This window comes from Maritimibacter sp. 55A14 (assembly GCF_003122205.1).
GTDB lineage: Bacteria > Pseudomonadota > Alphaproteobacteria > Rhodobacterales > Rhodobacteraceae > QEYE01.
Window position 1 is genome coordinate 129388 of record NZ_QEYE01000004.1, and the last position, 26172, is coordinate 155559.

At 67.4% G+C, this 26172-nt stretch carries 23 protein-coding genes; 12 read left to right on the forward strand and 11 right to left on the reverse strand.

Features of this window, described 5'->3' with window-relative positions; all coding sequences use genetic code 11:
• Window positions 1-6 precede the first annotated feature (6 nt).
• On the forward strand, window positions 7-1548 hold the full coding sequence (locus DDZ14_RS04920) for a substrate-binding domain-containing protein (protein WP_109423827.1): 1542 nt from the start codon (window positions 7-9) through the stop codon (window positions 1546-1548).
• Here the strand turns inward: DDZ14_RS04920 and radC are convergent.
• The 3 genes from radC to sfsA form a co-directional block, all read right to left on the reverse strand.
• Window positions 1539-2309, reverse strand: coding sequence for a DNA repair protein RadC (gene radC / locus DDZ14_RS04925; RefSeq protein WP_109423828.1), 771 nt, complete (start codon window positions 2307-2309; stop codon window positions 1539-1541). The two genes, DDZ14_RS04920 and radC, sit on opposite strands and share 10 nt — an antisense overlap.
• A gap of 50 nt (window positions 2310-2359) precedes the next feature.
• Window positions 2360-3172 (reverse strand): type I methionyl aminopeptidase, encoded by an 813-nt coding sequence (map, locus tag DDZ14_RS04930; protein ID WP_109423829.1) that lies wholly within the window; start codon window positions 3170-3172, stop codon window positions 2360-2362.
• A 70-nt stretch (window positions 3173-3242) separates the two neighbouring features.
• Entirely contained in the window at window positions 3243-3944 is a 702-nt protein-coding gene (gene sfsA / locus DDZ14_RS04935) for a DNA/RNA nuclease SfsA (protein ID WP_109423830.1), read from the reverse strand.
• A 179-nt stretch (window positions 3945-4123) separates the two neighbouring features.
• On the opposite strand from sfsA, the gene DDZ14_RS04940 reads away from it, so the two are divergent.
• The 4 genes from DDZ14_RS04940 to DDZ14_RS04955 are packed head-to-tail and all read left to right on the forward strand — an operon-like array spanning window position 4124 to window position 7147.
• Complete coding sequence (locus DDZ14_RS04940) at window positions 4124-4858, forward strand: molybdopterin-binding protein (protein ID WP_109423831.1); 735 nt, start codon at window positions 4124-4126, stop codon at window positions 4856-4858.
• On the forward strand, window positions 4855-5586 hold the full coding sequence (locus DDZ14_RS04945; protein ID WP_109423832.1) for a GNAT family N-acetyltransferase: 732 nt from the start codon (window positions 4855-4857) through the stop codon (window positions 5584-5586). Before DDZ14_RS04940 ends, DDZ14_RS04945 begins: the two co-directional genes overlap by 4 nt.
• 20 nt (window positions 5587-5606) lie before the next feature.
• Window positions 5607-6182: a peroxidase-related enzyme gene (locus tag DDZ14_RS04950; protein ID WP_233252488.1), complete on the forward strand. Its 576-nt coding sequence runs from the start codon at window positions 5607-5609 to the stop codon at window positions 6180-6182.
• Window positions 6179-7147, forward strand: coding sequence for an OmpA family protein (locus DDZ14_RS04955; protein ID WP_109423833.1), 969 nt, complete (start codon window positions 6179-6181; stop codon window positions 7145-7147). Before DDZ14_RS04950 ends, DDZ14_RS04955 begins: the two co-directional genes overlap by 4 nt.
• 27 nt (window positions 7148-7174) lie before the next feature.
• Here DDZ14_RS04955 and DDZ14_RS04960 read toward each other — a convergent pair whose 3' ends face one another.
• Window positions 7175-8080 (reverse strand): LysR family transcriptional regulator, encoded by a 906-nt coding sequence (locus tag DDZ14_RS04960; protein ID WP_109423834.1) that lies wholly within the window; start codon window positions 8078-8080, stop codon window positions 7175-7177.
• Window positions 8081-8481: 401 nt separating this feature from the next.
• Here DDZ14_RS04960 and rimP point away from each other — a divergent pair, with 401 nt between their 5' ends.
• From rimP to infB, 4 genes are read left to right on the forward strand one after another with little or no spacing between them, the layout of a single operon-like run.
• The gene (gene rimP / locus DDZ14_RS04965; RefSeq protein ID WP_109423835.1) at window positions 8482-9078 is read left to right on the forward strand and encodes a ribosome maturation factor RimP; all 597 of its coding nucleotides are present in this window, start codon (window positions 8482-8484) and stop codon (window positions 9076-9078) included.
• Window positions 9075-10694: a transcription termination factor NusA gene (gene nusA, locus DDZ14_RS04970; protein WP_109423836.1), complete on the forward strand. Its 1620-nt coding sequence runs from the start codon at window positions 9075-9077 to the stop codon at window positions 10692-10694. The genes rimP and nusA overlap by 4 nt, the downstream gene beginning before the upstream one ends.
• A gap of 27 nt (window positions 10695-10721) precedes the next feature.
• Window positions 10722-11378, forward strand: a complete 657-nt coding sequence (locus tag DDZ14_RS04975; RefSeq protein ID WP_109423837.1) for an RNA-binding protein — start codon at window positions 10722-10724, stop codon at window positions 11376-11378.
• Window positions 11375-13852: a translation initiation factor IF-2 gene (gene infB / locus DDZ14_RS04980; RefSeq protein WP_109423838.1), complete on the forward strand. Its 2478-nt coding sequence runs from the start codon at window positions 11375-11377 to the stop codon at window positions 13850-13852. The genes DDZ14_RS04975 and infB overlap by 4 nt, the downstream gene beginning before the upstream one ends.
• A 58-nt stretch (window positions 13853-13910) precedes the next feature.
• On the opposite strand, the gene DDZ14_RS04985 is transcribed toward infB, so the two are convergent.
• Together DDZ14_RS04985 and DDZ14_RS04990 are read right to left on the reverse strand one after the other, a co-directional pair.
• Complete coding sequence (locus tag DDZ14_RS04985; RefSeq protein WP_109423839.1) at window positions 13911-16436, reverse strand: ABC transporter permease; 2526 nt, start codon at window positions 16434-16436, stop codon at window positions 13911-13913.
• On the reverse strand, window positions 16433-17125 hold the full coding sequence (locus DDZ14_RS04990; RefSeq protein ID WP_109423840.1) for an ABC transporter ATP-binding protein: 693 nt from the start codon (window positions 17123-17125) through the stop codon (window positions 16433-16435). Before DDZ14_RS04990 ends, DDZ14_RS04985 begins: the two co-directional genes overlap by 4 nt.
• Here DDZ14_RS04990 and DDZ14_RS04995 point away from each other — a divergent pair.
• A complete protein-coding gene (locus DDZ14_RS04995; RefSeq protein WP_109423841.1) occupies window positions 17124-17816 on the forward strand; it encodes an arylesterase in 693 nt (230 codons plus the stop codon). The genes DDZ14_RS04990 and DDZ14_RS04995 overlap by 2 nt on opposite strands.
• Before the next feature lie 102 nt (window positions 17817-17918).
• On the opposite strand, the gene DDZ14_RS05000 is transcribed toward DDZ14_RS04995, so the two are convergent.
• Window positions 17919-21020, reverse strand: coding sequence for an efflux RND transporter permease subunit (locus tag DDZ14_RS05000; RefSeq protein WP_109423842.1), 3102 nt, complete (start codon window positions 21018-21020; stop codon window positions 17919-17921).
• Between the two features lie 24 nt (window positions 21021-21044).
• Complete coding sequence (locus DDZ14_RS05005) at window positions 21045-22193, reverse strand: efflux RND transporter periplasmic adaptor subunit (protein WP_109423843.1); 1149 nt, start codon at window positions 22191-22193, stop codon at window positions 21045-21047.
• 225 nt (window positions 22194-22418) lie between these two features.
• Between DDZ14_RS05005 and hslV the strand changes: the two genes are divergently transcribed.
• A complete protein-coding gene (hslV, locus tag DDZ14_RS05010) occupies window positions 22419-22982 on the forward strand; it encodes an ATP-dependent protease subunit HslV (RefSeq protein ID WP_109423844.1) in 564 nt (187 codons plus the stop codon).
• Here hslV and DDZ14_RS19960 read toward each other — a convergent pair.
• The gene (locus DDZ14_RS19960) at window positions 22979-23305 is read right to left on the reverse strand and encodes a BrnA antitoxin family protein (RefSeq protein WP_369914526.1); all 327 of its coding nucleotides are present in this window, start codon (window positions 23303-23305) and stop codon (window positions 22979-22981) included. The genes hslV and DDZ14_RS19960 overlap by 4 nt on opposite strands.
• Window positions 23199-23492 (reverse strand): BrnT family toxin, encoded by a 294-nt coding sequence (locus DDZ14_RS05020; protein ID WP_109423846.1) that lies wholly within the window; start codon window positions 23490-23492, stop codon window positions 23199-23201. Before DDZ14_RS05020 ends, DDZ14_RS19960 begins: the two co-directional genes overlap by 107 nt.
• A gap of 215 nt (window positions 23493-23707) precedes the next feature.
• Here DDZ14_RS05020 and hslU point away from each other — a divergent pair, with 215 nt between their 5' ends.
• Window positions 23708-25015, forward strand: a complete 1308-nt coding sequence (gene hslU / locus DDZ14_RS05025; RefSeq protein WP_109423847.1) for an ATP-dependent protease ATPase subunit HslU — start codon at window positions 23708-23710, stop codon at window positions 25013-25015.
• A 6-nt stretch (window positions 25016-25021) separates the two neighbouring features.
• On the opposite strand, the gene DDZ14_RS05030 is transcribed toward hslU, so the two are convergent.
• Window positions 25022-26137: an alpha/beta hydrolase gene (locus DDZ14_RS05030; RefSeq protein WP_158275463.1), complete on the reverse strand. Its 1116-nt coding sequence runs from the start codon at window positions 26135-26137 to the stop codon at window positions 25022-25024.
• Between the last annotated feature and the right edge of the window lie 35 nt (window positions 26138-26172).

The following is a 26172-nucleotide window of genomic DNA, read 5'->3' on the forward strand; positions in this document are numbered from 1 at the left end:
GATTGCATGACACGGAATGTACCTCGACTGGCAGCGCTTGCTGCCATTTTTCTTTTGGTCGTGGCCCGAACCGCATCGGCACAGGACATCACGCTGACATCGCGCGACGGCACTGTGGTGCTGCACGGGACGCTCATTCAGTATGACGGCGAGTTCTACCGCATCGGTACCGAATACGGCCCGATGACGGTCGATGGCGAGGCGGTGCGCTGTTCGGGGCCGGGCTGCCCGGTGCCGGGCGAACATGTCGCGCGGATCGCCATGTCCGGTGCGCGGTCCATTGCCACGGGCCTGATCCCGCCCCTGATCGAGGGCTATGCCCGGCAGCGCGGCCTGCATGCCACGCGCGTCATTCATGACGACAGTCGTTTCACATACCGGCTGGCGGCTCCGGACGGGCCGGTGCTGGCCGAGATCGCGGTGCAAGCCGGTAGCACGGCGGAAGGGTTCGCCGATCTCCTGGCGGGTGAGGCCGATATCGCGCTCGCCTCCCGTCCGCCGAATGCCGCAGACCGCGAGGCCGGTCCTGTCGCGACCGGGCGCGCGCAAGTTCTGGGGCTTGACGCGGTGGTGGCGGTCGTGGCGCCCGGAAATCCGGTGACCGCGCTGCGCCTTGACGATCTCAAGGGGATCTTCACGGGCCGGATCGCCAACTGGCGGGAACTGGGCGGACCGGACGTGGCGATCACCGCCTATGCCCGGCCCGACGGCACCGCGAGCGCCGCGCTGCTGCGCGCCCGGATCACCGAAGGTCCCATCGGCGCAGGGGTGAAGCGGCTGCCCGGCGACAAGGCCATCGCGGATGCGGTGGCCGCCGATCCTTTCGCCATCGGGTTGACCGGATATGCCCATCGCGGAACCGCCCGCGCGCTGGGGCTGACTGGCGATTGCGGCTATCCGGTCTGGCCCACCGATGCCGCGCTCAAGGCGGGAGACTACCCGCTGACGGTGCGGCTGCTTGCCTATCGCCCGGCGCGTCGGCTGCCGCGCCTGGCCCGCAGCCTGCTGGACTATCTGGGCAGCGAGGCCGCACAGGCGCTGCTGCCGCGCGCGGGGTTCGTGGGCCAGGATATCGTCACCTTGCCCTTCGCCGCCGAAGGGCCGCGCCTGGCCCATGCCATCGCCAGCGCCGGGCGGGATGTCGGGCTGGCGGAGCTTCAGCGCATGGTGGCCGAACTCGACGGGGCGCGGCGGCTTTCGGCCGGGTTTCGCTTCGACGGCGGGGCCAGCGGGCTCGACGCGGGCTCGCGGGTGAACGTCGATCTGCTGGCCCGGCGCATCGCCGCGGGCGGCTTCGACGGGCAGGAGCTGATCTTCGCCGGGTTTTCCGATGCCGAAGGTCCCGCGGCGCTGAACCGCCGCCTGTCGCTGGAGCGCGCCGAGGCTGTCCGCCGGGCGCTGGCGGCCGCGCTGGACGGCACGGCGGCGGAGCGGCTGGCAATGCGCTCGGTCGGGTTCGGGGAACTGTCGCCGCTGGCCTGCGACGACACCCCCTGGGGCCGCCGCGTCAATCGCCGGGTCGAGATCTGGGTGCGGCCTCAGAGATAGCCATCCGCCCGGAAGCTAACGCTGCGGCCGCGACCCACCACCAGATGATCGTGCACGGTCAGCCCCAACGCCCCGGCCGCCCCGACGATGCGCTGCGTCATCTCGATATCGGCCTCCGAAGGCGCGGGATCGCCCGAGGGGTGGTTGTGGACCAGAATCAGCGCCGAGGCGTTGAGTTCCAGCGCGCGCTTGACGATTTCGCGCGGGTAGACGGGGACGTGATCCACGGTGCCGCGGCCCTGTTCCTCATCGGCGATCAGCACGTTCTTGCGGTCGAGATAGAGGATGCGGAACTGCTCGGTCTCCAGATGCGCCATCGCGATCTGGCAATAATCCAGCAACGCCTGCCAGCAGGAGAGGACCGGGCGGTCCAGAACCCGCGCCTGCGCCATGCGCGCGGCGGCGGCGGCGACGATCTTGAGCTCCCGCACCACTGCGCCGCCCACGCCCTGCACGAGGGCGAGCCGCGGCGGTGGCGCGGCCAGCACGGCGTTGAAATCCCCGAACTCGGCCAGCAGCCTGCGGGCCAGCGGTTTCACGTCGCGCCGGGGGATGGCGCGGAAGAGCACAAGCTCCAGCAGCTCGTAATCGGGCATCGCGGCGGCGCCGCCGGCCATGAAGCGCCGGCGCAGGCGTTCGCGGTGCTGCGCATGGTCACCGGCACCGTCCGCCGACGCGCAGCCGGGCAGGGGCAGCACCGGCTCGCCAGCGCCGAAATCGGGCAGCGGGGCCTCGCGGAAATGGGTGACCGGACCTGTCATGGCCCGACGCTCGCCCGATTCCGGTTAATGCCGCGTAAAGGCGGACGGATTCAGCCCCAGGTCGGGTGGAACCGGCCCGCGGGCGAGAGCGTGAATATCTCGCAGCCCTCCGCGGTGACGCCCACGGAATGCTCGAACTGGGCGGAGAGCGACTTGTCGCGCGTCACCGCCGTCCAGTCGTCGGCAAGCACCTTGGTTTCCGGGCGGCCGAGATTGACCATCGGCTCGATGGTGAAGAACATGCCCTCCTCCAGCACCGGGCCGGTGCCGGGGCGGCCGTAATGCAGGACGTTGGGCGGGGCGTGGAACACGCGGCCCAGCCCGTGGCCGCAGAAATCGCGCACCACCGACATGCGCTGGCCTTCGGCATAGCGCTGGATCGCGGCGCCGATATCGCCGAACGTGTTGCCGGGTTTCACCTGCTCGATCCCGATCATCAGCGCGTCATGCGTCACCTGGATCAGGCGTTCGGCCTTGCGGCTGAGCTTGCCCGCCACATACATCCGGCTGGTGTCGCCAAACCAGCCATCGACGATCACCGTGACGTCCACATTCAGGATATCGCCGTCCTTGAGCGCCTTGTCCCCCGGAATGCCGTGGCAGACGACGTGATTGACCGAAATGCAGGAGGCGTGCTGATAGCCGCGATAGCCCACCGTGGCCGATTTCGCCCCGGCGGCGTCCACGCGGGCATGGATCGCCTCGTTGATCCGGCCCGTGGTGACGCCCGGTTCGATCAACGGCGCGATCTCGTCGAGTATCTCGGCTGCCAGCCGCCCGGCCTTGTGCATGCCGGCGAAATCCGCGCGCTCGTGGATGCGGATGCCGTCCTTGGTCACTCTGCCGTCGTGGCGGTCTCTCACGGGGGTCGCTCCTGTTCGTACGCTCTCGGGCCCCTAGATAAGGGCAAATGCCGCGGGGCGCCAGTGGGGGCTAAGCCGCGACGGGCAGCGGCCCGGCCAGCGTCACGCCCGAAATGCCGATCCGGGTGCCGTGGCAGATCGCGCCCACACCGGCGGCGCGGGCCCGCGCGAAGGCCGCGGCATAGGCCGGGTCGATATCGGCGGCCAGCCGGAAGCCCGTGCAATCGCTGCGCTGCACGACATAGAGCGTCAGGGCGCGGTGCCCGGCCGCAACCATCGCTGCCAGCTCGTCCAGATGCCGCGCGCCGCGGGCGGTCACGCAGTCGGGGAACTCCGCCCAGGTGCCATCGCGGCGCAGATGCACGTTCTTGACCTCCAGATAGGTGCGCCCCGACGGCCCGTCGAGCAGGAAATCCACGCGGCTGGCCCGGCCGTACTTCACCTCTGCCCAAATGCTCTCATAGCCCTGCACCGCCGGGATCGCGCGAGCCTCCAGTGCCTCGCGCACCAGGCGGTTGGGCAGGCCGGTGTCGATGCCCGCGAAATGGCCGCCGGGCAGTTCCACCAGTTTCCAGGACCAGCCCAGCTTGCGGCGCGGATCGTCGTTGGGCTCCACCCAGATGCGCAGGCCGGGATCCGCCAGGCCGGTCATCGCGCCGGGATTGGCGCAATGGGCCGTCACCTCGCGCCCGTCCTCCAGACGGATATCGGCAAGGAAGCGTTTGTAGCGGCGCAGAAGCCGCGCGGGGACGAGCGGGGACTGGAATTCCATGCGATGGTCCTAGCGCGGCCTCCGCGCGGTCTGCAACATATGGCGTCGGGCGGAGGTTCATTCCTTGCCCCCGCACTGACGAAAGGCCTAGGTCGTGACCGGAGGGAATAACGGCTCGACAGCCCTTGCCAGCGCCCCGCACGCGGCTATCCTGCGGCGCGATCCAGGGAGACCCGCCCATGCCCGACCCGACTGCCGCGATGCTCGTCATCGGAGACGAGATCCTCTCCGGCCGGACCCGCGATTCGAACATGCACCACCTGGCCGGGGAGTTGACCCGCGTCGGGATCGACCTGCAGGAGGTGCGCGTCGTGCCCGACCGGCATGAGCGCATCCGTGCCGCGGTCACCGCCCTGTCGGCGGGCCATGACCATCTCTTCACCTCCGGCGGGATCGGGCCCACCCATGACGACATCACCGCCGATGCGGTGGCCGAAGCGATGGGCGCCTCGATCGGTGTGCGCGCGGATGCCCGCGCCCTGCTGGAGGCGCATTACGCCAAGTCCGACCAGGTGCTGAACGAGGCGCGGCTGCGCATGGCCCGGATCCCGCAGGGGGCGGAGTTGATCGACAACCCGGTCTCCGCCGCGCCGGGCTTCACGCTGGGCAACGTGCATGTGATGGCCGGGGTGCCGGCGATCTTCCAGGCGATGGTCGCCTCGGTCCTGCCTCGGTTGACCGGGGGCACGCCGGTGATCTCTCGCACCCTTCGCGTGGAACGGCCCGAGGGCGATGTCGCGGGGCCGCTGGGCGAAACCGCGGCGGCCTATCCTGACCTTTCCTTCGGATCCTACCCGTTCATCCGCAACGGGGTCTTCGGCACCAATCTGGTGGTTCGGGGACAGGATGCCGACCGGCTGGCGGGGGGCGTGGCCGCCCTGGCCCGCGCCCTGCCGGAGGCGGTGGAGGAATGAGCGCGCCGGACACCGCGGCGCTCTTCGCCATGCTGGAGGCCACTTGGCCCGCAGCCGCAACGCGCCGGCTGGGGCCCTGGCGGCTGCGTGACGGGGCGGGTGGTGGCAAGCGCGTCTCGGCGGCGACGCTGGAGGGCGATTTCACCGCCGAGGCGATCGGCCCGGCGGAGGTGACGATGGAAGCGGCGGGGCAGACGCCGCTTTTCATGATCCGGCGGTGCGATCCGCCCGCACTCGACGCGGCACTGGCCGGCCGGGGATATGCGCTCGTCGATCCCACCCTGATCTATCTGGCGCCGGTGGGCGACGTGGCCGCGCACCGGCCGGGATTCATGAAGGTCTTCACCGGCCCCGAACCGCTGGCGATCATGCGCGAGCTCTGGGCCGCAGGCGGTATCGGCCCGGCGCGGCTCGACGTGATGGCGCGGGTGGGTGGGCCGAAATGCTATCTGTTCGCGCGCGAGAAGGACCGCCCGGCGGGTGCGGCCTTCGTCGCCCTTCACGGAAATGTTGCAATGTTGCACGCCTTGGACGTGTCGCACGAGTTCCGGCGCACCGGCGTTGCGCGGAACATCTTGGGCAAGGCCGCCGAATGGGCGCAAAATCATGACGCGCAATGGTTTTCCACTGTCACGACAGGCGAAAACCTGCCTGCCCAGGGGCTGTTCGCTGGCCTCGGGCTCCATTCTGTGGATAACTATCACTACAGAATGAAACATTCCCGGTAAGCCGGGGGGACCGTAGGCGGGTGACGAAGAAAACCGAACAGGTGACGGCACTGGATTTGCCAATGGTGGATCCCCTGCCGCCGGAGACGCAGCGCTATTTTGACATCTGCGAAGAAAAACTCGGCATCGTGCCGAACGTTTTGCGCGCTTATGCGTTCGACATAGACAAGCTCAACGTCTTTGCGGCGCTCTACAACGACCTGATGCTCGCCGATAGCGGGCTGACCAAGCTGGAGCGGGAGATGATCGCGGTCGTCGTCTCCTCCATCAACCGGTGCTGGTACTGCCAGGTGGCGCATGGCGCAACAGTGCGGGAGCTTTCCGGCGATCCGATGCTGGGCGAGGCGCTGGTGATGAACTACCGGGTGGCGAAACTTGATCCGCGTCAACGTGCGATGTTGGATTTCGCCGCAAAAATGACCGAAGCGAGTGCCAGGATCGAGGAACCGGACCGGCAAGTGCTCCGCGATGCGGGGTTTTCGGATCGGGACATCTGGGACATCGCCGCCGTGGCCGGGTTCTTCAACATGACCAACCGCCTGGCGTCGGCCACCGACATGCAACCGAACGTGGAGTACCACGCAGCACACCGATGATCTTTCGAGTCTCCATACTGGCCCTTCTGGCCGCCTGTCCGCCCGCCATCGCCGGGGCGGTCGCGCTCGACCTTCCGGGTGCGCCGGTGCAGAACGCCGAGGAGGTGGAAACCTCCGGCAGCTACCAGATGCCCGTGGGCCCCTATCGCGGCGACGCGCCCGAGATGCTGCGCGCCGAGGGCTTCGTGCGGCAGGAGGCCTGGCGCACCCCGTTGCCCGGCAGATCGACGCTCAACATCCTGCAAGGCCTGCGCGCGCAACTCGAGGAAACCGGCTTCGAGACGATCTTCGAGTGCGAGACGGAAGGCTGCGGCGGCTTCGATTTCCGCTTTGCCACCGATCTGATCGGCGAGCCCGCCATGCATGTGGACCTGGGCGATTTCCGCTATCTCGCCGCCCGGCGCGACGGCGGGGAGCAGCCGGAATTCATGTCGCTGATGGTCAGCCGCAGCAGCGAATACGGCTATATCCACGTGACCCATGTGGGCCCCGAAGGCAGCGTCGCGCCAGAGGTCGCGGTCTCCACCAAGAGCCCGGCGACCGATCCCGTGCCGGAACCTGCGCCGCAGATCGCGCCGGCCCCGTCGATGGATCTGGGCGAGGCGCTGCTCCAGCACGGCGTGGCCGTCCTGGACGGGCTGAGTTTCGAGACCGGATCGGCCGAACTGGGGCCGGAGGACAGCGCCGCGCTCGACGCGCTGGCGGGATATCTGGAGGAGAACCCCGACCACAGCGTCGCGCTGGTCGGCCATACGGATGCCGCCGGCGGACTGGAAAGCAATGTCGCGCTGTCGGAGAAGCGCGCGACCTCGGTCCTCAGCCGGCTGGTTGAGTCATTCGGCATTGCACCGGAACGCCTGGATGCGCAGGGGATCGGCTATCTCTCGCCCCGCAGCAGCAACCTGACCGAAGACGGGCGCGCTGAAAACAGAAGGGTCGAGGTGGTTCTCACCTCGACCCAGTAGGCGCCAACTGGCGCTCGGGAGAACTCGTTACCACACCTCGGGACCGCGTTCCTTGAAGTGTTCGGCCAGGAAGTCGATCATCGCCCGCACCTTGGGCTGCACGTAGCGCCCCGGCGGATAGACCGCGTAAACCCCCAGAGTTTCCACCGGCAGATCCGGCATGGCGATCTCGATCTCGCCCGAGGCGACCTTGTCGGCATAGAGGAAGCTGGGCAGATAGGCGATGCCGAGACCGGACACGGCCGCGTTGAGCAGCGACTGCCCGTCATTGACCGTCAGCCAGCCCGAAGCGCGGATCTGGCGCTTCTCGCCGGTGGGCGAGGTCAGCTTCCAGACATTGCCATTCGACTGGTTGGTGTAATGCAGCAGCTTGTGCTCGGTCAGATCGTCGATCTTCTGCGGGCGGCCGAAGCGATTGAAATAGTCCGGCGAAGCGACAAGGCGCTTGTTCGTGTCGGTCAGCTTGCGCGCGCGCAGAGAACTGTCTTCCAGCTCACCGATTCGCACCGAAAGGTCGAACCCTTCCGAAATCAGCTCCACATACCGGTTGTTGAGTACCATGTTCACGGTGATGTCGGGATAGGCCTGGAGGAATTCGCCGAGCACGGGGGACACGTGATTCACGCCGAAATCGGTCGCAACGGAGATGCGCAGCAGGCCGGAGGGGGCGGACTGCATGGCCGACACCATCGCGTCGGCCTCTCCTGCATCGTTGAGCACACGTTGGGCGCGGTCATAATAGGCAAGGCCGATTTCGGTCGGGCTGACGCGCCGGGTCGTCCGGTTGAGCAGCCGCGCGCCGAGACGGGTTTCCAGGGCGGAGACGTGCTTGGAGACCGCTGACTTGGAGATGCCAAGTTTCTTCGCAGCATCCGTGAAGCCGCCCTGGTCCACGACCATTGCGAATGCTTCCATTTCCGTCAGTCGATCCATGCGAACGTCCCTCTCGCTCTTTTCGCGATTTGAGCAAGTTTTCGCTCGCGAATGGGGCAGGATTGCGGAGTACAACCGACAATGTCGCGGCTTTTCCACGAACTGTGGCGGACGGGGAAACGCGAAATGCCAGATTTCCTGTGCCTTTCGGACATATGCCCCGGCGCGACCTGCCTGCCCACGGTTCTCCGCGATGCAATACCGCTCGTATCCTGCCGCCGCATTCATGAACCTCCGGACGCATGATTCTGCCTCTCGGGAGGCTTGTCTTTAATCGCGAGTCCGATTATATCCCTCTCGACAGCGGCGGTCCGGCTTCCAACCCCAGACCCCACCGGAAAGTTCCAACGGGCCGCGCGCCCGTTTTTTTGTGCCAACTTCATTCCAAGCGGAGGTAAGCCTTGACCGACCTCGTCGCCAAAGCCGCCATAGATCAGCGCCTGGCAGAGATCGTCCGTCCCGTCATCGAGGGACTGGGCTTCGAACTGGTGCGCGTGCGCCTGATGGGCGGCGCCACGGCCAAGGCCAAGACGATGCAGATCATGGCGGACCGTCCCGAGGGCGGGATCGAGGTGGAGGACTGCGCGCAGATCTCCACCGCCATCTCCGCGGTGCTGGATGTCGAGGACCCGATCGAGGACAACTACACGCTGGAAGTGTCCAGCCCCGGCATCGACCGGCCACTCACACGGCTCAAGGATTTCGACATCTGGGCCGGGCACGAGGCAAGGCTGGAAACCGCGGAACCGATCGACGGGCAGCGCCGCTTCAAGGGCGTTCTGGCCGGCGTGGAGGACGACGAGATTCTGATCGAGGTCCAGCAGGGCACGATCGGCCTGAAATTCGACTGGCTCTCGGACGCCAAGCTGGTGCTGACCGACGAGCTGATCACCGAAATGCTGAAGGCGCGCAAGGCGCAGGGGTTCGACCCCGGCGCGGACGGCGCGGATTTCGACGAGATTGAAACCGAAGACACCCCTGAAGAGGACGTGAGATGAGCATTACCAGTGCAAACCGGCTGGAGCTTCTCCAGATCGCTGAATCGGTCGCCCGCGAGAAGATGATCGACCCCGATCTGGTGATCGAGGCGATGGAGGATTCGATGGCGCGCGGCGCCAAGTCGCGCTACGGCGCCGAGCTGGACATCCGCGCCCATATCGACCGCAAGACCGGCGATCTGACCATGCAGCGCGTCCGCACCGTGGTGGAAGAGGTCGAGGATCTGGCCAAGGAGCTGACCGTCGAGGAGGCCCGCGCCTACAAGGACGACCCGCAGGTCGGCGACGAGATCATCGACGAGCTGCCGCCGGTCGAGATGGGGCGCATCGCCGCGCAATCGGCCAAGCAGGTCATCCTCCAGAAGGTCCGCGACGCCGAACGCGACCGCCAGTACGAGGAGTTCAAGGACCGCGCCGGCACGATCATCAACGGCCTCGTGAAACGCGAAGAGTACGGCAACGTGATCGTCGATATCGGTCAGGGCGAGGGCGTCCTGCGCCGCAACGACAAGATCGGCCGGGAAAGCTATCGCAACGGCGACCGCATCCGCGCCTATATCAAGGATGTCCGCCGCGAGGCCCGCGGCCCGCAGATTTTCCTGTCGCGGACCGCGCCGGAATTCATGGCGGAGTTGTTCAAGATGGAGGTGCCGGAGATCTATGACGGCATCATCGAGATCAAGGCCGTGGCCCGCGACCCCGGCAGCCGCGCCAAGATCGCCGTGATCTCCTATGACAGCGGCATCGACCCGGTCGGCGCCTGCGTGGGTATGCGCGGCAGCCGCGTGCAGGCCGTCGTCAACGAACTTCAGGGCGAGAAGATCGATATCATCCCCTGGAACGAGGACCAGCCGACCTTCCTGGTGAACGCGCTGCAACCCGCCGAGGTCAGCAAGGTCGTTCTCGACGAGGAGGCCGAGCGCATCGAGGTCGTGGTGCCCGACGAGCAGCTTTCGCTGGCCATCGGGCGCCGCGGGCAGAACGTGCGGCTCGCCAGCCAGCTCACCGGGCTCGATATCGACATCATGACCGAAAGCGAGGAGAGCGAGCGCCGCCAGGCCGAGTTCACCCAGCGCACCGCGATGTTCATGGAAACTCTGGACCTGGACGAGTTTTTCGCCCAACTCCTTGTTTCCGAAGGCTTCGCGACGCTTGAGGAGGTGGCCTATGTGGACCTCAACGAGCTGCTGGTCATCGACGGTGTGGACGAGGACACGGCCAACGAGCTTCAGACCCGCGCTCGCGAATGCCTGGACGCCATAAACCAGAAAGCGATGGACCATGCACGCGAACTGGGCGTGCAGGACAGCCTGGTTGCATTCGAGGGGCTGACACCCCAGATGATCGAGGTGCTGGCCGAGGACGGCGTGCTGACGCTGGAAGACTTCGCCACCTGCGCCGACTGGGAACTGGCCGGCGGCTGGACCACCGAAAACGGCGAACGCAAGAAGGACGACGGCCTGCTGGAGAAATTCGACGTCTCGCTGGAAGAGGCGCAGAACATGGTGATGACCGCCCGCATACAGCTTGGCTGGGTCGATCCCGCCGATCTGGCAGAGGATGAGGACGAGCCCGTCGAGGACGAAGAGGCATCAGCCGAGGAGGCCGGGGCCTGATCCGTCAGGGCCCGGAACGCGCTGGCCATGAGCCGCGGCGGCACGAATAAAACACGCGATGAGCCCGAACGGCGCTGCATCGCGACGGGGCGGACGGAACCGGCCTCGCAGTTGATCCGTTTCGTGGTCGGTCCCGAGGACATGGTCGTGCCGGACATCCTGGGCCGGCTTCCGGGCCGCGGCATCTGGGTGTCGGCCGACCGCGCCGCGCTGGAGACCGCCGCCCGCAAGGGGCTCTTCGCGCGGGCCGCGCGACGCAAGGTTGCGGTACCGCCCGACCTGCCCGTTCAGGTCGAGACGCTGCTCGCGCGCCGGATGATCGAACTGGTCGCCATGGCGCGCAAGGCCGGCGATGCGGTGGCCGGTTACGAGAAGGTAAAGGCGGCGCTCACAGACGGGCAGGCGGCGCTTCTGTTGCAGGCCTCCGACGGCTCCGAACAAGGCAAGAGCAAGCTGCGGCCGCCGCCGGGCGATCACGCCCATGTCACTTGCCTGACCGGCTCAGAAATCGGTTTGGCATTCGGACGTGAACATGTGATACATGCGGCCCTGATGACTGGTGGACTCACGACACGTGTTGTAGAGGAAGCCACGCGGCTGTCGGGTGTCCGCGGAAAGACAAGCTCTGGTATGAGCCGTCCGGCCGATACGCGGCCGGGCGAAAATGGTGTTGGAGACGCATGAGCGACAACGAAAAGAAACCGCTGGGTGTGCGCGGAGGCCCGCGTTCCGGCCATGTGAAGCAAAGCTTCAGCCACGGCCGGACGAAGTCCGTCGTTGTGGAGACCAAGCGCAAGCGCGTCGTGGTTCCCAAACCCGGCACGCCCGGTAATTCCGCCGGCAGCGCGGCCCCGTCCGGCACCCCGTCGAAGAGCGCGCCGCGTCCCGCAGGCATTTCCGATGCCGAGATGGAGCGCCGCCTGAAGGCCGTGCAGGCCGCCAAGGCCAGCGAGGCGGACGAGGCCCAGCGCCGCGCCGCCGAGGATCTCGCCCGCGAGGAGGAGCGCAACCGCAAGCGCGCCGAGATCGAGGAGAAGGAGCGCGAGGAGCGCGAGCGTGAGGAGCGCGCCCGGAAGAAGGCCGAGGAGGAAGAGGACAAGCGCGCCGAGAAGAAAGCCGCCGAAGCCGCGCCGGAACCGGCCCCGCCGAGCCCGGAAAACGCGCCGGTGGCCGACAAGGCCCCGACGCGCGGCGCGCCGCCGAAGAAGGCCAAACCCGAGCCCGAGCGCCGGGAAAAGCCCGGCAAGGGCGACGACCGCCGCCGCTCCGGCAAGCTGACGCTGAACCAGGCGCTGTCGGAGGATGGCGGACGCCGTCGCTCGATGGCGGCAATGAAGCGCAAGCAGGAACGCGCCCGCCAGAAGGCGATGGGCGGCCCGCAGCAGCGCGAGAAGGTCACGCGTGACGTGCAGGTGCCCGAGACGATCGTCGTCTCGGAACTGGCCAACCGCATGGCCGAGCGCGTGGCCGACGTGGTCAAGGCGCTGATGCAGAACGGCATCATGGCGACCCAGAACCAGTCGATCGACGCCGACACGGCGGAACTGATCGTCGAGGAATTCGGCCACCGCATCCAGCGCGTGTCGGATGCAGATGTGGAGGACGTGATCCAGCAGGTCGAGGACGATCCCAAGGAACTTAAGACGCGCCCGCCGGTCATTACGATCATGGGCCATGTGGACCACGGCAAGACCTCGCTTCTGGACGCGATCCGCAAGACCAATGTGGTCAGCGGCGAGGCCGGCGGCATCACGCAGCATATCGGGGCCTATCAGGTCACGACGGAAAGCGGCGCGGTGCTGACCTTCCTCGACACGCCGGGCCATGCTGCCTTCACCTCGATGCGCTCCCGCGGGGCGCAGGTGACGGATATCGTGATCCTCGTGGTGGCCGCCGACGATTCGGTGATGCCGCAGACCATCGAGGCCATCAAGCATGCCCGCGCCGCGGGCGTGCCGATGATCGTCGCGATCAACAAGATCGACCGTCCCGGCGCCGATCCGGACAAGGTGCGGGCCGAACTGTTGCAGCACGAGGTCATCGTCGAGAAGATGTCGGGCGACGTGCTGGATGTGGAGGTCTCCGCGATCAACGGCACCGGGCTTGACGAGTTGCTGGAAAACATCGCGCTCCAGGCCGAACTGCTGGAGCTGCGCGCCAACCCTGACCGCGCCGCGATCGGCGCCGTCATCGAAGCGCAACTCGACGTGGGCCGCGGCCCGGTCGCCACCGTCCTGATCCAGAACGGCACGCTGCACCAGGGCGATATCTTCGTCGTGGGCGAGCAGTGGGGCAAGGTGCGCGCGCTGGTGAACGACCACGGCGACCGGGTGCCCGAAGCAGGGCCATCGGTGCCGGTGGAGGTTCTGGGCCTCAACGGCACACCCGAAGCGGGCGACGTGCTCAACGTGGTGGAGACCGAAGCGCAGGCGCGCGAGATTTCCGAGTACCGGCAGGAGGCCGCCAAGGACAAGCGCGCCGCCGCGGGCGCCGCGACCACGCTGGAACAGCTCATGGCCAAGGCCAAGGAAGACGCCGACGTGTCCGAACTGCCCATCGTGGTGAAGGCCGATGTGCAGGGCTCGGCCGAGGCGATCGTCCAGGCGATGGAGAAGATCGGCAACGAAGAGGTGCGCGTGCGCGTGCTGCATTACGGTGTCGGCGCCATCACCGAAACGGATATCGGGCTGGCCGAAGCCTCCGGCGCGCCGGTGATCGGCTTCAACGTGCGGGCCAATGCGCCGGCGCGGCAATCGGCCAACCAGAAGGGCGTGGAAATCCGCTATTACTCGGTCATCTACGATCTCGTGGACGACGTGAAGGCGGCCGCCTCGGGCCTGCTCTCGGCCGAGGTGCGCGAGCATTTCATCGGCTATGCGGAGATCAAGGAGGTCTTCAAGGTGACCGGCGTCGGCAAGGTCGCAGGCTGTCAGGTTACCGAAGGCGCGGCGCGCCGGTCCGCCGGCGTGCGCCTGCTGCGCGACAACGTGGTGATCCACGAGGGTACGCTGAAGACGCTCAAGCGCTTCAAGGACGAGGTGAAGGAAGTGAATGTCGGCCAGGAATGCGGCATGGCCTTCGAGAATTACGAGGACATCCGTCCGGGCGACGTGATCGAGATCTTCGTGCGCGAGGAGGTCGAGCGCTCGCTCGACTGACGCCGCGCCGTGATGATTACAAGGGCCGCCTTCGGGCGGCCCTTTCTCGTTCACAGCCCTACTCGCGGCCCCGCAGGACGCGCGCCGGGCGAGCCGCCAGCGGCCGCAGCGCGAAGAGCAGCCCGGCGATGGTGCTGGCCAGAATCCCGCCCAGCACGATGCCCAATGCCGATGGCCAGATCACCGCGAAATCGGTCTCCATCACGAAGGTGCTGACGGCCCAGCCGCCCAGAAGCCCCGCGCCCAGCGCTACCGCCCCGGCGGCCGCGCCCAGAAGGGCGGCGCGCAGCGCGAAGCTCGACAGGATCCGCCGGCGCGTGGCGCCCAGCGTCTTGAGCACGGCCGCCTCGAAAACACGCGCTGGCTCGCCCGCCGCAGCGGCGCCGATAAGGACCAGAAAACCGGTCAGCAGCGTGACACCCGCCCCGTAGCGCGCCGCCGCCGCGATGCCGCCCAGAAGTTCCGCCACCCGGTCGATGGCGTCGCGCACCCGGATCGCGGTGATGTTGGGATAGGCGTCCGCCAGTTCGCGCAACACCGCGGCCTCGGCCTGCGGCTCCGCGTAGACCGTCGAAATCCAGCTATGCGGCGCGCCTTGCAGGGCGTTGGGGCTCATCACCATGATGAAGCCGATGCCGGCGGTCTCGAAGCTCACCTCGCGGAAGCTGGCGATCTCGGCGGTGATGTCGCGGCCCAGGATGTTGACGGTGATCGTGTCACCGATCTCCAGCCCGATCTCCAGCGCCTCCTCCTCGGCGAAGCTGACCAGCGGCGGGCCGCTGTAATCCGCGGGCCACCAGGCGCCGCGCGTGATCGTCGTGTCCTCCGGCGGCGTCGCGGCATAGGTAATGCCACGGTCGCCCCGGATGACCCAGTGCCCGCCCGCCACCTCCTGCGCGTTCCGGCCGTTGATGCGGGTGACGATGCCGCGCAGCATAGGCGCGCTCTGCACCTTGCGGACCTGCGGGTTCCCGGACAGCCGGGCGCGGAAGCCGTCGATCTGGCCGGGCTGGATGTCGACGAAGAAATAGGACGGCGCCACCTCCGGCAATTCGGAGCGGATCGCGTTGCGCAGGTTGCCGTCAATCTGGCCCACGGCCGAAAGTACCGCCAATCCCAGCCCCAGCGACAGCACGACGCTGACCGTCTCGCCCCCGCGGGCCGAGATGGCGCCGAGTGCCAGTCTCAGCGCCGGACGTCCGCGCGCCGCCCGGCCCGACCGCCGCGCCAGGTGCCGCGCGCCGAGCGCCGCCAGAACCAGCAGTGCCAGCGTCCCGGCAATCCCGCCCGCCGTCCAGAGCGTCAGGCGCAGGTTGTCCGAAAACCACACGGCCGCGCCAAGAAGCAGCGCCAGAAGGACCACCGTGGCCAGAAGGTAGCGCGGCGCGGGCAGGGCGCGCCCGGCGGCGAAGGCGTCGCGGAAGAGCGTCGCGGCGCGGATATCCTCGACCCGTGCCAGCGGCCAGAGCGTGAAGATCAGCGCCGCGAGGCTGCCATAAATTGCCGCCTCCGCCAGCGGGCGCAGATGCAGGCCGAACTCCGCCGGAACGGGCAGGCGGGCCTCGATCAGCGGCGCGGCCAGCACCGGCAGCCCGGCGCCCAGTGCCAGACCCAGCAGGATGCCCAGCCCGCTCAGCACCCCGATCTGGATGAAATAGGTCTGGAAGATCGTGGACCGCGACGCGCCCAGCGTCTTGAGCGTGGCGATGGTGCCGGTCTTGCCCACCAGATACGCGCGCACCGCCGCCGACACGCCGACCCCACCCACGGCAAGGCCCGAGAGCCCGATCAGCACCAGGAACGCGCCCAGCCGCTCGATGAATTGCGACACGCCCGGCGCGCCCTGCCGTGCATCGCGCCAGCGCAGGCCGCTTTCGGTGAACCGCGCCCGCGCCTCGGCTTTCAGCGCGTCCAGATCGGCGCCGTCTGGCAGGTCCAGCCGGTATTGCGTGGAGAAGAGCGTGCCCTCGGCGATCAGTCCGGAGCCTTCGAGGTCCTCGGTCCGCACCAGCGTTCGCGGCCCCAGCCCGAAGCCGCCGCCGACTTCGTCGGGATAGGCGTCGAGGATCGCGGTCAGCCGAAATGCCCGCTGACCCAGCCGGAACTCGTCGCCCGGCGACAGCGCCAGCCGGTCCGCCAGCACCCGCGCCATGGCCCCGCCGGGCAGGCCGCCGGAGCCTTCCAACGCCTGCGCCAGCGGCATCGGCGGGTCGAGCCGCACATCCCCGATCAGCGGATAGGCCGCGTCCACCGCCTTGACCTGGGTCAGGCCGCGCTCGGTCCGGTCGCGCTCCACCACCACCATCGAGCGGAAGTCGATGGTTTCCGACACTCGCTCGGAGATCGCCTCCAGCCAGTCGCGCTCCGGTCCGCGGGCGAAGCGATATGTGAACTCCGCCTCCGCGTCGCCACCCAGAAGCGCGGCGCCCTCGCGTTCCAGCCCGGCCTGTATGGAACTGCGCACGGTGCCCACCGCGGCCAGCGCGGCGACGCCCAGCGCCAGGCAGGCCAGGAAGACCCGGAAACGCGGGATCTGGCCGCGCAGGTCGCGCATGGCCAGGCGGAAGGGCAGCGGCGGCGTCATTCGGCGGCTTGCCTCTCCTGACCTTCGATGCGGCCATCGCGCAGCCCCACGACCCGGTCGCAGCGCCGGGCGAGCTCGGGCGCATGGGTCACCAGGATCAGCGTGGCGCCATGCCGGTCGCGCAGCCCGAAGAGCATGTCGATGATGCCCGCGCCGGTGGTCTCGTCCAGGTTGCCCGTGGGCTCGTCGGCCAACAGGATACGCGGCCGCGTCACCGAGGCGCGCGCCAGCGCCACGCGCTGCTGCTCGCCTCCCGACATCTGTGCGGGGTAATGTCCCGCGCGGCTGGCCAGGCCCATCGCCTCCAGCTCGGCCCCGGCGCGGTCGAAGGCGTCGCGATGTCCGGCAAGCTCCAGCGGCGTGGCCACGTTTTCCAGCGCCGTCATGGTCGGAATCAGGTGGAAGGACTGAAACACAACCCCCATGTTATCCCGGCGGAAGCGGGCCAGCGCGTCCTCGTCCATCCGGCCCAGGTCATGGCCCAGCGCCGTGACCGTGCCGGAGGTGGCGCGTTCCAGCCCGCCCATGAGCATGAGGAGCGACGACTTGCCCGACCCGCTTGGCCCGACCAGCCCCAGTGTCTGCCCCGGCGCGACATCGAGCGTGAGGTCATGCAGGATATCGACCCGGCCCGCGTTGCCCATCAGCGACAGCGACACCTCGTCGAGGGACAGAACGGTTTCGGTCATGGGCCACGCTTTCGGGTTGTTCCGGTCCACAGGATATGGGGCGCTGCGCGCGATTGGCAATCTCTTGCTGGTGCTGATGCTCTGCGCCGGGGCGGCGCGGGCGGAGACGGTCACCATCGCGGCACTGGGCGACAGCCTGACGCAGGGCTACGGCCTGCCGCAGCCCGACGGCTTCGTGCCGCAGTTGCAGCGCTGGCTCGACGCGCGGGAGGCGGATGCGGCGCTGGTGAACGCGGGCGTCTCGGGCGACACCACCGCAGGTGGGCTCTCACGCGTGGACTGGACGCTGGCGCCCGAGGTCGATGCGATGATCGTCGCACTGGGTGGCAATGATTTCCTGCGCGGCATAGATCCGGCGGTCAGCCGCGAGAACCTGCGCGGCATCCTGGAGGCGGCCGAGGCGGCGGATGTGGATGTGCTTCTGATCGGGCTGCGCGCGTCGAACAATTACGGGCCGGACTACAAGGCGGAGTTCGACGCGATCTATCCCGAATTGGCGGCGGAATTCGACACGCTGCTGGTTCCGTCCTTCTTCGACGGACTTACGGGCGAGGACGGCATGGAGGCCGCGCGGGGCCGCTACATGCAGCCCGACGGCATCCACCCCAACGCCGAGGGCGTGGCGCGCATCGTCGAGGAGATCGGCCCGTCGGTGCTGGACCTGATTACGCGTGTGCGCGGGGGCGTCTGACGAGGCGCGGCCCCGGCATCCTGCGGCCCAGATCCCGCGCGGGGACAAGAGAAAAGCGCCAACAAGAGCGCCCACTCCGCATCGCGCCGTCAGAAGGCCATTCTAGTCTCGGCTGCCCGCGAGCCGCCGGATCAGCACGAAGAAGAGCGGCACGAAGAGCACGCCCAGAGCCGTCGCTGACAGCGTACCGCCCAGCACGCCCGAGCCGATCGCGTTGCGCCCGCCGGAACCCGCGCCACTGCTCAACACCAGCGGAAGAACGCCCAGCGAGAATGCCATGGAGGTCATGATGATGGGGCGGAACCGCTGCCGCGCGGCCTCCCTGACCGCGGTGAAGAGCGGCTCGCCCCCCTCCTGCCGGTCGCGGGCGAACTCCACGATCAGGATGGCGTTCTTGCCGGTCAGCCCGATCACCGTCAGCAGCCCGACCTGGAAGAAGACCCCGTTCTCGAACCCGCCGGCCCAGGCGCCCAGCAGCGCGCCCAGCACGCCGATCGGCATGGCCAGCATCACGGCGAAGGGAATCGCCCAGCTCTCGTATAAGGCCGCGAGGCTCAGGAACACCGCCGCCAGCGACAGCGTGTAGAGAAGCGGCGCCTGGTTGCCGGATTCGCGTTCCTCCAGCGACAGGCCGGTCCAACTGAGGTTGAATCCGGGCGGAAGTTGCTGCATCAGCCGCTCCATCTCGGCCATCGCTTCGCCGGTGGTGGCGCCGGGCGCCGGACCGCCCTGCAACTGCATCGCCGGCACGCCGTTGTAGCGGTAGAGCCCTTGGGGCCCGAATTTCCAGTTCCCCTCCGCAAAGTTGGAAAACGGCACCAGCCCGCTGCTGGCATTGCGCACGCGCCAGCGTTCGATGTCCGACGGCACCGCGCGAGCATCGGCTTCACCCTGGACATAGACCCGCTTGATGCGGCCCTGGTCGATGAAATCGTTGACGTAGCGGCCCGCCCAGGCGGTGGTCAGAAGGTTGCCGACATCCGCCGCCGAGACGCCCATCGCACCCGCCGCGCGCCAGTCGATATCCAGGTTGAACTGCGCCGCGTCCTCCTGCCCGCTGGGCCGGATCGACCCGATGAGCGGGCTTTGCCCGGCCAGCCCCATCAACTGGTTGCGCGCCGCCAGAAGCTCTTCATGCGTCTGGCCGGACCGGGCCTGGAGATAGAAATCGAAGCCGCTGACATTGCCCAGCTCGATGACCGAGGGCGGCACGATGGGAAAGACCATCGCGTCCCTGATCTGGCCAAGCGCCCCGAAACCGCGCCCGGCGACGGCCTGCACGCTCTCGCCCGGTTCGGTGCGTTCGTCCCAGTCGCGCATCTGCACGAAAGCGATGCCGTTGTTCTGGCCGCGTCCGGAAAAGCTGAAACCCACTACGCCGAACATGGATTTCACCGTGTCGGATTCGGCGGCGAGGAAATGATTCTCCACCTGCTTTACCGCCTCCAGCGTGCGTTCCGCCGTGGCGCCCGTGGGCGTGGTGATGAGCGTGAAGAGGATTCCCTGATCCTCCTCCGGCAGGAAGCCGGTCGGGGTCTTGACGAAGAGCCATCCCATCGCCACGCCGATCATCACGTATATGACTGCGATGCGTACCGGCCGGCGGATGATCCAGCCGACCGATCCGGCATAGCCCTTGAGCAGCCGCTCGAAGCCGTTGTTGAACCAGCCGAACGGGCCGCGATGCTTTACGCCGTTCTCGCTGGGCGGTTTCAGGATCGTGGCGCAGAGCGCCGGCGTCAGCGTCAGCGCGACCAGCACCGACAGCGCCATGGCCGAGACGATGGTGATCGAGAATTGCTGATAGATTACGCCCGTCGAGCCGCCGAAAAAGGCCATCGGCACGAAAACCGCCGACAGCACCATCGCGATGCCGACCAGCGCGCCGGTGATCTGGCCCATGGATTTGCGCGTCGCCTCGCGCGGGTCGAGACCCTCCTCCTCCATGATGCGCTCGACGTTTTCGACCACGACGATGGCGTCGTCCACCAGCAGGCCGATGGCCAGTACCATTGCCAGCATGGTCAGCGTGTTGATGGAAAACCCGAAAGCGGCCAGGATGCCGAACGTGCCCAGCAGCACGATCGGCACGGCCAGCGTAGGGATCAGCGTGGCGCGCAGGTTCTGCAGGAAGAGCAGCATCACCAGAAAGACCAGCCCGATCGCCTCGAAAAGCGTCTTCACCACCTCCTCGATGGAAATTTTCACGAAAGGCGTGGTGTCGTAGGGGATGATGTAATCGACATTTTCAGGAAAGAAGGCGGAAGCCGCCTCGATCCGCTCCTTCACCGCCTCCGCCGTGTCGAGCGCATTGGCCCCCGGCGCCAGCCGGATCGCCATGCCCGCCGCGGGCTGACGGTTGAAGCGCGCGATGGTGCCGTAGCTTTCGGCGCCGATCTCCACCCGTGCCACGTCCTTGACCAGCACCAGCCCGCCATCGGTTTCGGCGCGCAGCACGATCTGCTCGAAATCCTCGGGCGTGGTCAGCAGCGATTGCGCGGTGATCGTGGCGTTGAGCTGCTGGCCCTCGGGCGCGGGCAGCGCGCCGAAGGAGCCCGCCGAGATCTGCGCGTTCTCCTGCGAAACCGCCCGCACCACGTCCGACGGCACCAGCTCATAGGCGGCCAGCTTCACCGGGTCGAGCCAGATGCGCATCGCGTATTGGGCGCCGAAGACCTGTACCTCACCGACGCCCTCGATCCGGCTGAACTCGTCCACGAGGTTGCTGACCATGTAATCGGCCAGATCCACCTGCTCCAGCGTATCGTCGGTGGAGATGAGCCCCAGCACCATCAGAAACCCGGCCGAGGATTTGCGCACCGTCACGCCCTGGCGCTGCACGATCTCCGGCAGCAGGGCCGAGGCCTGCCCCAGCTTGTTCTGCACCTGCACCTGGGCGATGTCGGGATCGGTTCCGGTCTCGAAATTCAGGGTGATGTCGGACCGGCCCGAGGAGGTCGAGGAGGACGAGATGTAGCGCAGCCCGTCGAGCCCGGTCATCTGCTGTTCGATCACCTGCGTCACTGTGTTGGCCACAGTGCGCGCCGAGGCCCCCGGATAGGTCGCGGTCACCGTCACCGAGGGCGGGGCGATCTGCGGATATTGCGAGATCGGCAGGATCAGGATCGCCAGCCCGCCGATCCCCATGATGATGATCGAGATGACCCAGGCGAAAACCGGACGGTCGATGAAAAAGCGTGCCATGTGTTCAGCGGCTCCGAAGCTGGGTCAGTTCTGCGCCGGGGCGGGTGCCGCCGCGCGCTCTTCCGGCGCGACGGTGGCGCCCACGCCGATCTTCTGCACGCCCTCGACGATGACGCGCGCGCCGTCTTCCAGACCGCCGCTCACGATCCAGTCGTTGCCGCGGTCGCGGATCACCGTCAGGTCGCGGTTTTCGACCACGTTCTCGTCATTCACGACCAGCGCCGTGGGGCGGCCGCGCCGGTCGCGCCGCACCGCCTCATGCGGGACCAGGATCACGCCCTTTGCCTCGCCCTGCGGCATCTCCACCTGGACATACATGCCCGGCAGGAGCAGCCGGTCGGGATTTGGAAACTCCATGCGCAGCACCACGACGCCGGTCAGCTCGTCCACGTTTGCCTCCGCCGCGGCGAGATGGCCGGTCTGCTCGTAGACGGTGCCGTCGGCCAGGGTCAGCGTCACCGTGCGGTCGGCCGCGCCCAGATCCGCCTCGGTCAGGCCGCGCTGCCAGCGGATCAGTTCGGCCGCCGACTGGGTGACATCGACAAAGGCCGGATCGAGGCTGCGGATCACGGTCAGCGGCTGCGCCTGCGCCGCGGTCACCAGCGCGCCCTGCGTGGTCAGAGACCGCCCCACGACGCCGGAGAGCGGCGCGCGCACGGTGGTGCGATCGAGGTCGATCTGCGCGGATTTGAGTTCGGCCTGCGCGACCTGGAGCGTGGCCGCCGCGGCATCGCGGTCGGCCACGGCGCTGTCGACATTCTGCTCGGCCACGATCTGGCGGTCCTTGAGCGTAAGCAGTCGCTCAGCCTCCTTTCGCGCCGCGCTCAGCCGGGCGCGGGCCTGCGCCACGGCAGCCTCGGCGGCAGCGACCCGCGCGCTGTAGGTTGCCGCGTCGATCTGATAGAGCGCGTCGCCCATCGCCACCTCCGCGCCCTCGTCAAAGAGCCGTTCGGTGATGATGCCTGCCACCTGCGGCCGCACCTCCGCCACGCCGGAGGCCACGACCCGGCCGGGCAGCGTGCTGGTCAGCGTCACGTCCTGTGTTTCCAGGGTGACGACCGTCACCGGTGTCGGCGGACGGTCCTGCTGGGCGACGGCGGCCGATACACAGAAAACAAGCGCGGCCGCCGTGGCCAATACCCGTTTCACACCTGCTGCACCCGGATGCACCATGTTCCGTCTCCTGGCTCTGGGAAGTCCGCCGTCCCCTGATCTAATCCCGGAGACGGAAAAGTCGCGCAATTCTCCGGCGCAACCGTAACGCCGTTCACGCCGCATTTCCAGACACCCGCGGAAAGCGCCCGCGGCGCATTTCCATTTGCCCCCGGCTGGGCTATGACCGGCGCGTTGCGTCCAGGACGCGCGGCCCCATATCCCGCTCGGAAAAGGGAGAACCCGATGACCGAAGACACATCATTCCCCGGCTGGCACGGCACCACGATCGTGGGCGTGCGCAAGGGCGGCGAGGTGGTGATCGCCGGCGACGGGCAGGTGAGCCTGGGCCAGACCGTCATCAAGGGCAGCGCACGCAAGGTGCGGCGCCTGTCGCCCGGCGGCTACGACGTGGTGGCGGGCTTCGCCGGCTCCACCGCCGACGCCTTCACCCTGCTGGAACGGCTGGAAACCAAGCTGGAGGCGACGCCGGGACAGTTGCAGCGCGCCGCAGTGGAGCTGGCCAAGGACTGGCGCACCGACAAGTTCCTGCAAAAGCTGGAGGCGATGCTGATCGTCAGCGACGGCGCGCAGATCTACATGATCACCGGCGCCGGCGACGTGCTGGAGCCCGAACATGACGTGGCCGCGATCGGGTCGGGTGGGAATTACGCGCTCGCCGCCGCTCGCGCGATGCTCGACAGCGCCCGTAACGCCGAGGAGATCGCCCGCCGCGCGATGGAGATCGCCGCGGATATCTGCGTCTATACCAACGGCAACCTGACGGTGGAGAAGATTAGCTCGACCTAGTCGGACCTTTCCTGCGCTTCTTTGTAGGCGCGCAGAACCGCGTTGATGCGTGTCTGATAGCCCTTGCCTTGAGCGCGGAAAAACTCCAGCACATCCTTGTCGATCCGCAATGAGATAAGCTTTTTCGGAAGCGGTTCGACCAACTTGGCTTTGGTCCAGTCCACCTCGAATTCCGGAGCCCCACCGTAATCGCCTTCGCGGCGAAGGCGCTCCCAGTCAGTTCGGCTTTTCGTTCTCCGCATCTCGCTGAGCGACGTGCGTGTGATATGCTTCTCGCTCATTTTTTCTCGCCCTCCGCGCGGTGATGATCCGGATACTGTCATCACGGATGGTGAAAACAACCGCTATAGCAATGCCCTCGACGTATCCGATTGCGATTTGGCGCTGCTCGATCTCGCTGCGTGCAGGAAGGAGCAGGTGCTCACTCGCAAAAACCTCTGCGGCGTCGAGAAAGTCAATTCCATGCTTGCGAAGCGTTTGTTCCCGTTTGTCGTCGTCGTAGCTGAACATTGGGGAGTTTCTCGTTTTTTAACACGGATCGAATGAGACAAAACATCGAACTCCCTCCGGCTTCTTGCTGACGGGCTCCAAACTTCTGCAAGAAGCTTTAGTCCACCACATCGGAGCCATAATCTGTATATACATATTGTAGCTACAGCAATCAACCCCTTGGACTCAGGCCTCCGGTTACGTATGTCACCTGAAAGTTAATCAGGAGTTCACGCATGACCGACCTGACACCGCGCGAGATCGTCTCGGAGCTCGACCGCTTCATCATCGGTCAGAAGGACGCCAAGCGCGCCGTGGCCGTGGCGCTGCGCAACCGCTGGCGGCGCAAGCAGCTCGACGCCGAAATGCAGGAGGAGGTCTATCCCAAGAACATCCTGATGATCGGGCCGACCGGCGTCGGCAAGACCGAGATCTCGCGCCGGCTGGCACGGCTGGCCCGCGCGCCCTTCATCAAGGTGGAGGCCACGAAATTCACCGAGGTGGGCTATGTCGGGCGCGACGTGGAACAGATCATCCGCGATCTGGTGGAAAGCGCCATCGCCATGACCCGCGAGACCATGCGCGAAGAGGTCAAGGCGCGCGCCCACGAGGCCGCCGAGGATCGCGTGCTTGACGCCATCGCGGGTCCCGATGCGCGCGGCGGCACGCGCGACCTGTTCCGCAAGAAGCTGCGCGCGGGCGAGCTCGATGACAAGGAGATCGAGCTCGACCTGGCCGACACCTCCAACCCGATGCAGATGCTCGACATTCCCGGTCAGCCCGGTGGCAGCGCGGGGATGATGAACCTGGGCGACATCTTCGGCAAGGCGTTCGGCGGGCGCACCGTGCGGCGCAAGCTGAAGGTTTCCGACAGCTACGAGGTTCTGGTCGCCGAGGAAGCCGACAAGCTTCTGGACGAGGAGGCCGTGAACAAGGCCGCGCTGGCCGCGGTGCAGGAGAACGGGATCGTCTTCCTCGACGAGATCGACAAGGTCTGCGCGCGCACCGACGCCAAGGGCGCCGATGTCAGCCGCGAGGGCGTGCAGCGCGACCTGTTGCCACTGGTCGAGGGCACCACCGTCGCCACGAAATACGGGCCGGTGAAAACCGACCACATTCTTTTCATCGCCTCGGGCGCCTTCCACATCGCCAAGCCGTCGGACCTGCTGCCCGAATTGCAGGGCCGCCTGCCGATCCGGGTGGAGCTTCGGGCGCTCACCGAAGGCGATTTCGTCCGCATCCTGACCGAGACCGACAATGCGCTGACCCGGCAGTATACCGCGCTTCTGGGCACCGAGGGGGTCACCGTCAGCTTCACCGAAGGCGGCATCGCGGCGCTGGCGCGGATCGCGGCGGAGGTCAACCAGGCGGTGGAAAACATCGGGGCGCGCCGGCTCTACACGATCATGGAGCGGGTCTTCGAGGAGCTGTCCTTCAACGCTCCCGACAAGACCGGCGAGAGCGTGACAGTGGACGACGCCTTCGTGGAAAAGCACCTGGGCGAACTGGCGCGCTCGGTGGATGTGAGCCGGTACGTTCTCTGAACCCGTTCACAGCCCCAGCGGGTTCAGCACCACCTGCGTGACATTGCGGAAGAGCCGGACCGAGCCGGGCAGCACGTTCGCCGCCCCGGCCTGATCGGCGTTCAGCGCCAACTGATAGGCGCGCAGGTTGCCCAGCACCGCGATCGCGGCAGGCGAGGTGGCGGTGGTGAAATGGCCCAGCCCGTCGCCGCCCCGGACCTGCGTCGTGTCAACCACCGTCACGTTCAGATCGGCCAGCGCGTCGAGATCGTCCAGCGAGCCCAGGCGCGTGACCCGCCCGGTCAACCCGGCCGAGAGCATCAGCGCCCGGTCGCGCCGGGAGGTGAAGATGAAGAAGGGCTGCGGCAGCACGCCGATGGCCCGCGCCTGGCTGCGGAACACATCCACGTCGATATCGGGCGAGAGCAACACCACGCCGCTGATCTTGCGCCAGAGCGGGCTGGCGCGGTCGCGGATCGCAGCCTGGCGCAGCGCCTCCATGGTCAGGAAGGAGCCCATCGAATGGGCCACGATCAGGATTCGGTCGGTGCGGGTTTCGGCCACCTGATGCAGAAGCTGCTCCAGCCCGTCGCGGGCCGTCACCGTGCTGTCGCGGTCATAGACATAGCCCAACGGATTGCCCGCCGACGGCCAGGCATAGCTGACCGCGGCGCCGGGGATCTCGAAATCATGGGTGATCTGCGCCAGCCGGTATAGCCCCTCGGCATAGGTGTTGTTGAAGCCATGAACGAAGACCACCACCTCGCGGCTGCTGGGGGCGAGCCCGTCCAGGTGCCGGTCCAGCCTTCGGGTGAAGTCCGGTCCCGTCAGCGCCATCTCGGAGGTGGTCACGAAGGCAAAATCGGGATCGACGCGGTTGCCGCGCGGCCATTCGATCTGGCCCTTCTCATGGTTGGGCGGCACCGATATGTCATAGAGCGCGTGGCGCAGCGCCTCCGCCCGCTTGGAGCCGAAGCGCGTCGGCCCCGTGGTCGGCACCCGTGATGTCGCCACGAAGATGGAATGCACCGTCGCGCCTTCGGGGGCCGACTCCGACAAGGTGATCTGACCGCGCTGCGCACAGGCGGCGAGCGTGAGCGCGACGAGCAGGATCAGAATGGGTCTGAGGGTACCCTGCCGCATCGGCATCGCCTCTTTGAAACCGGAACGCACGACCC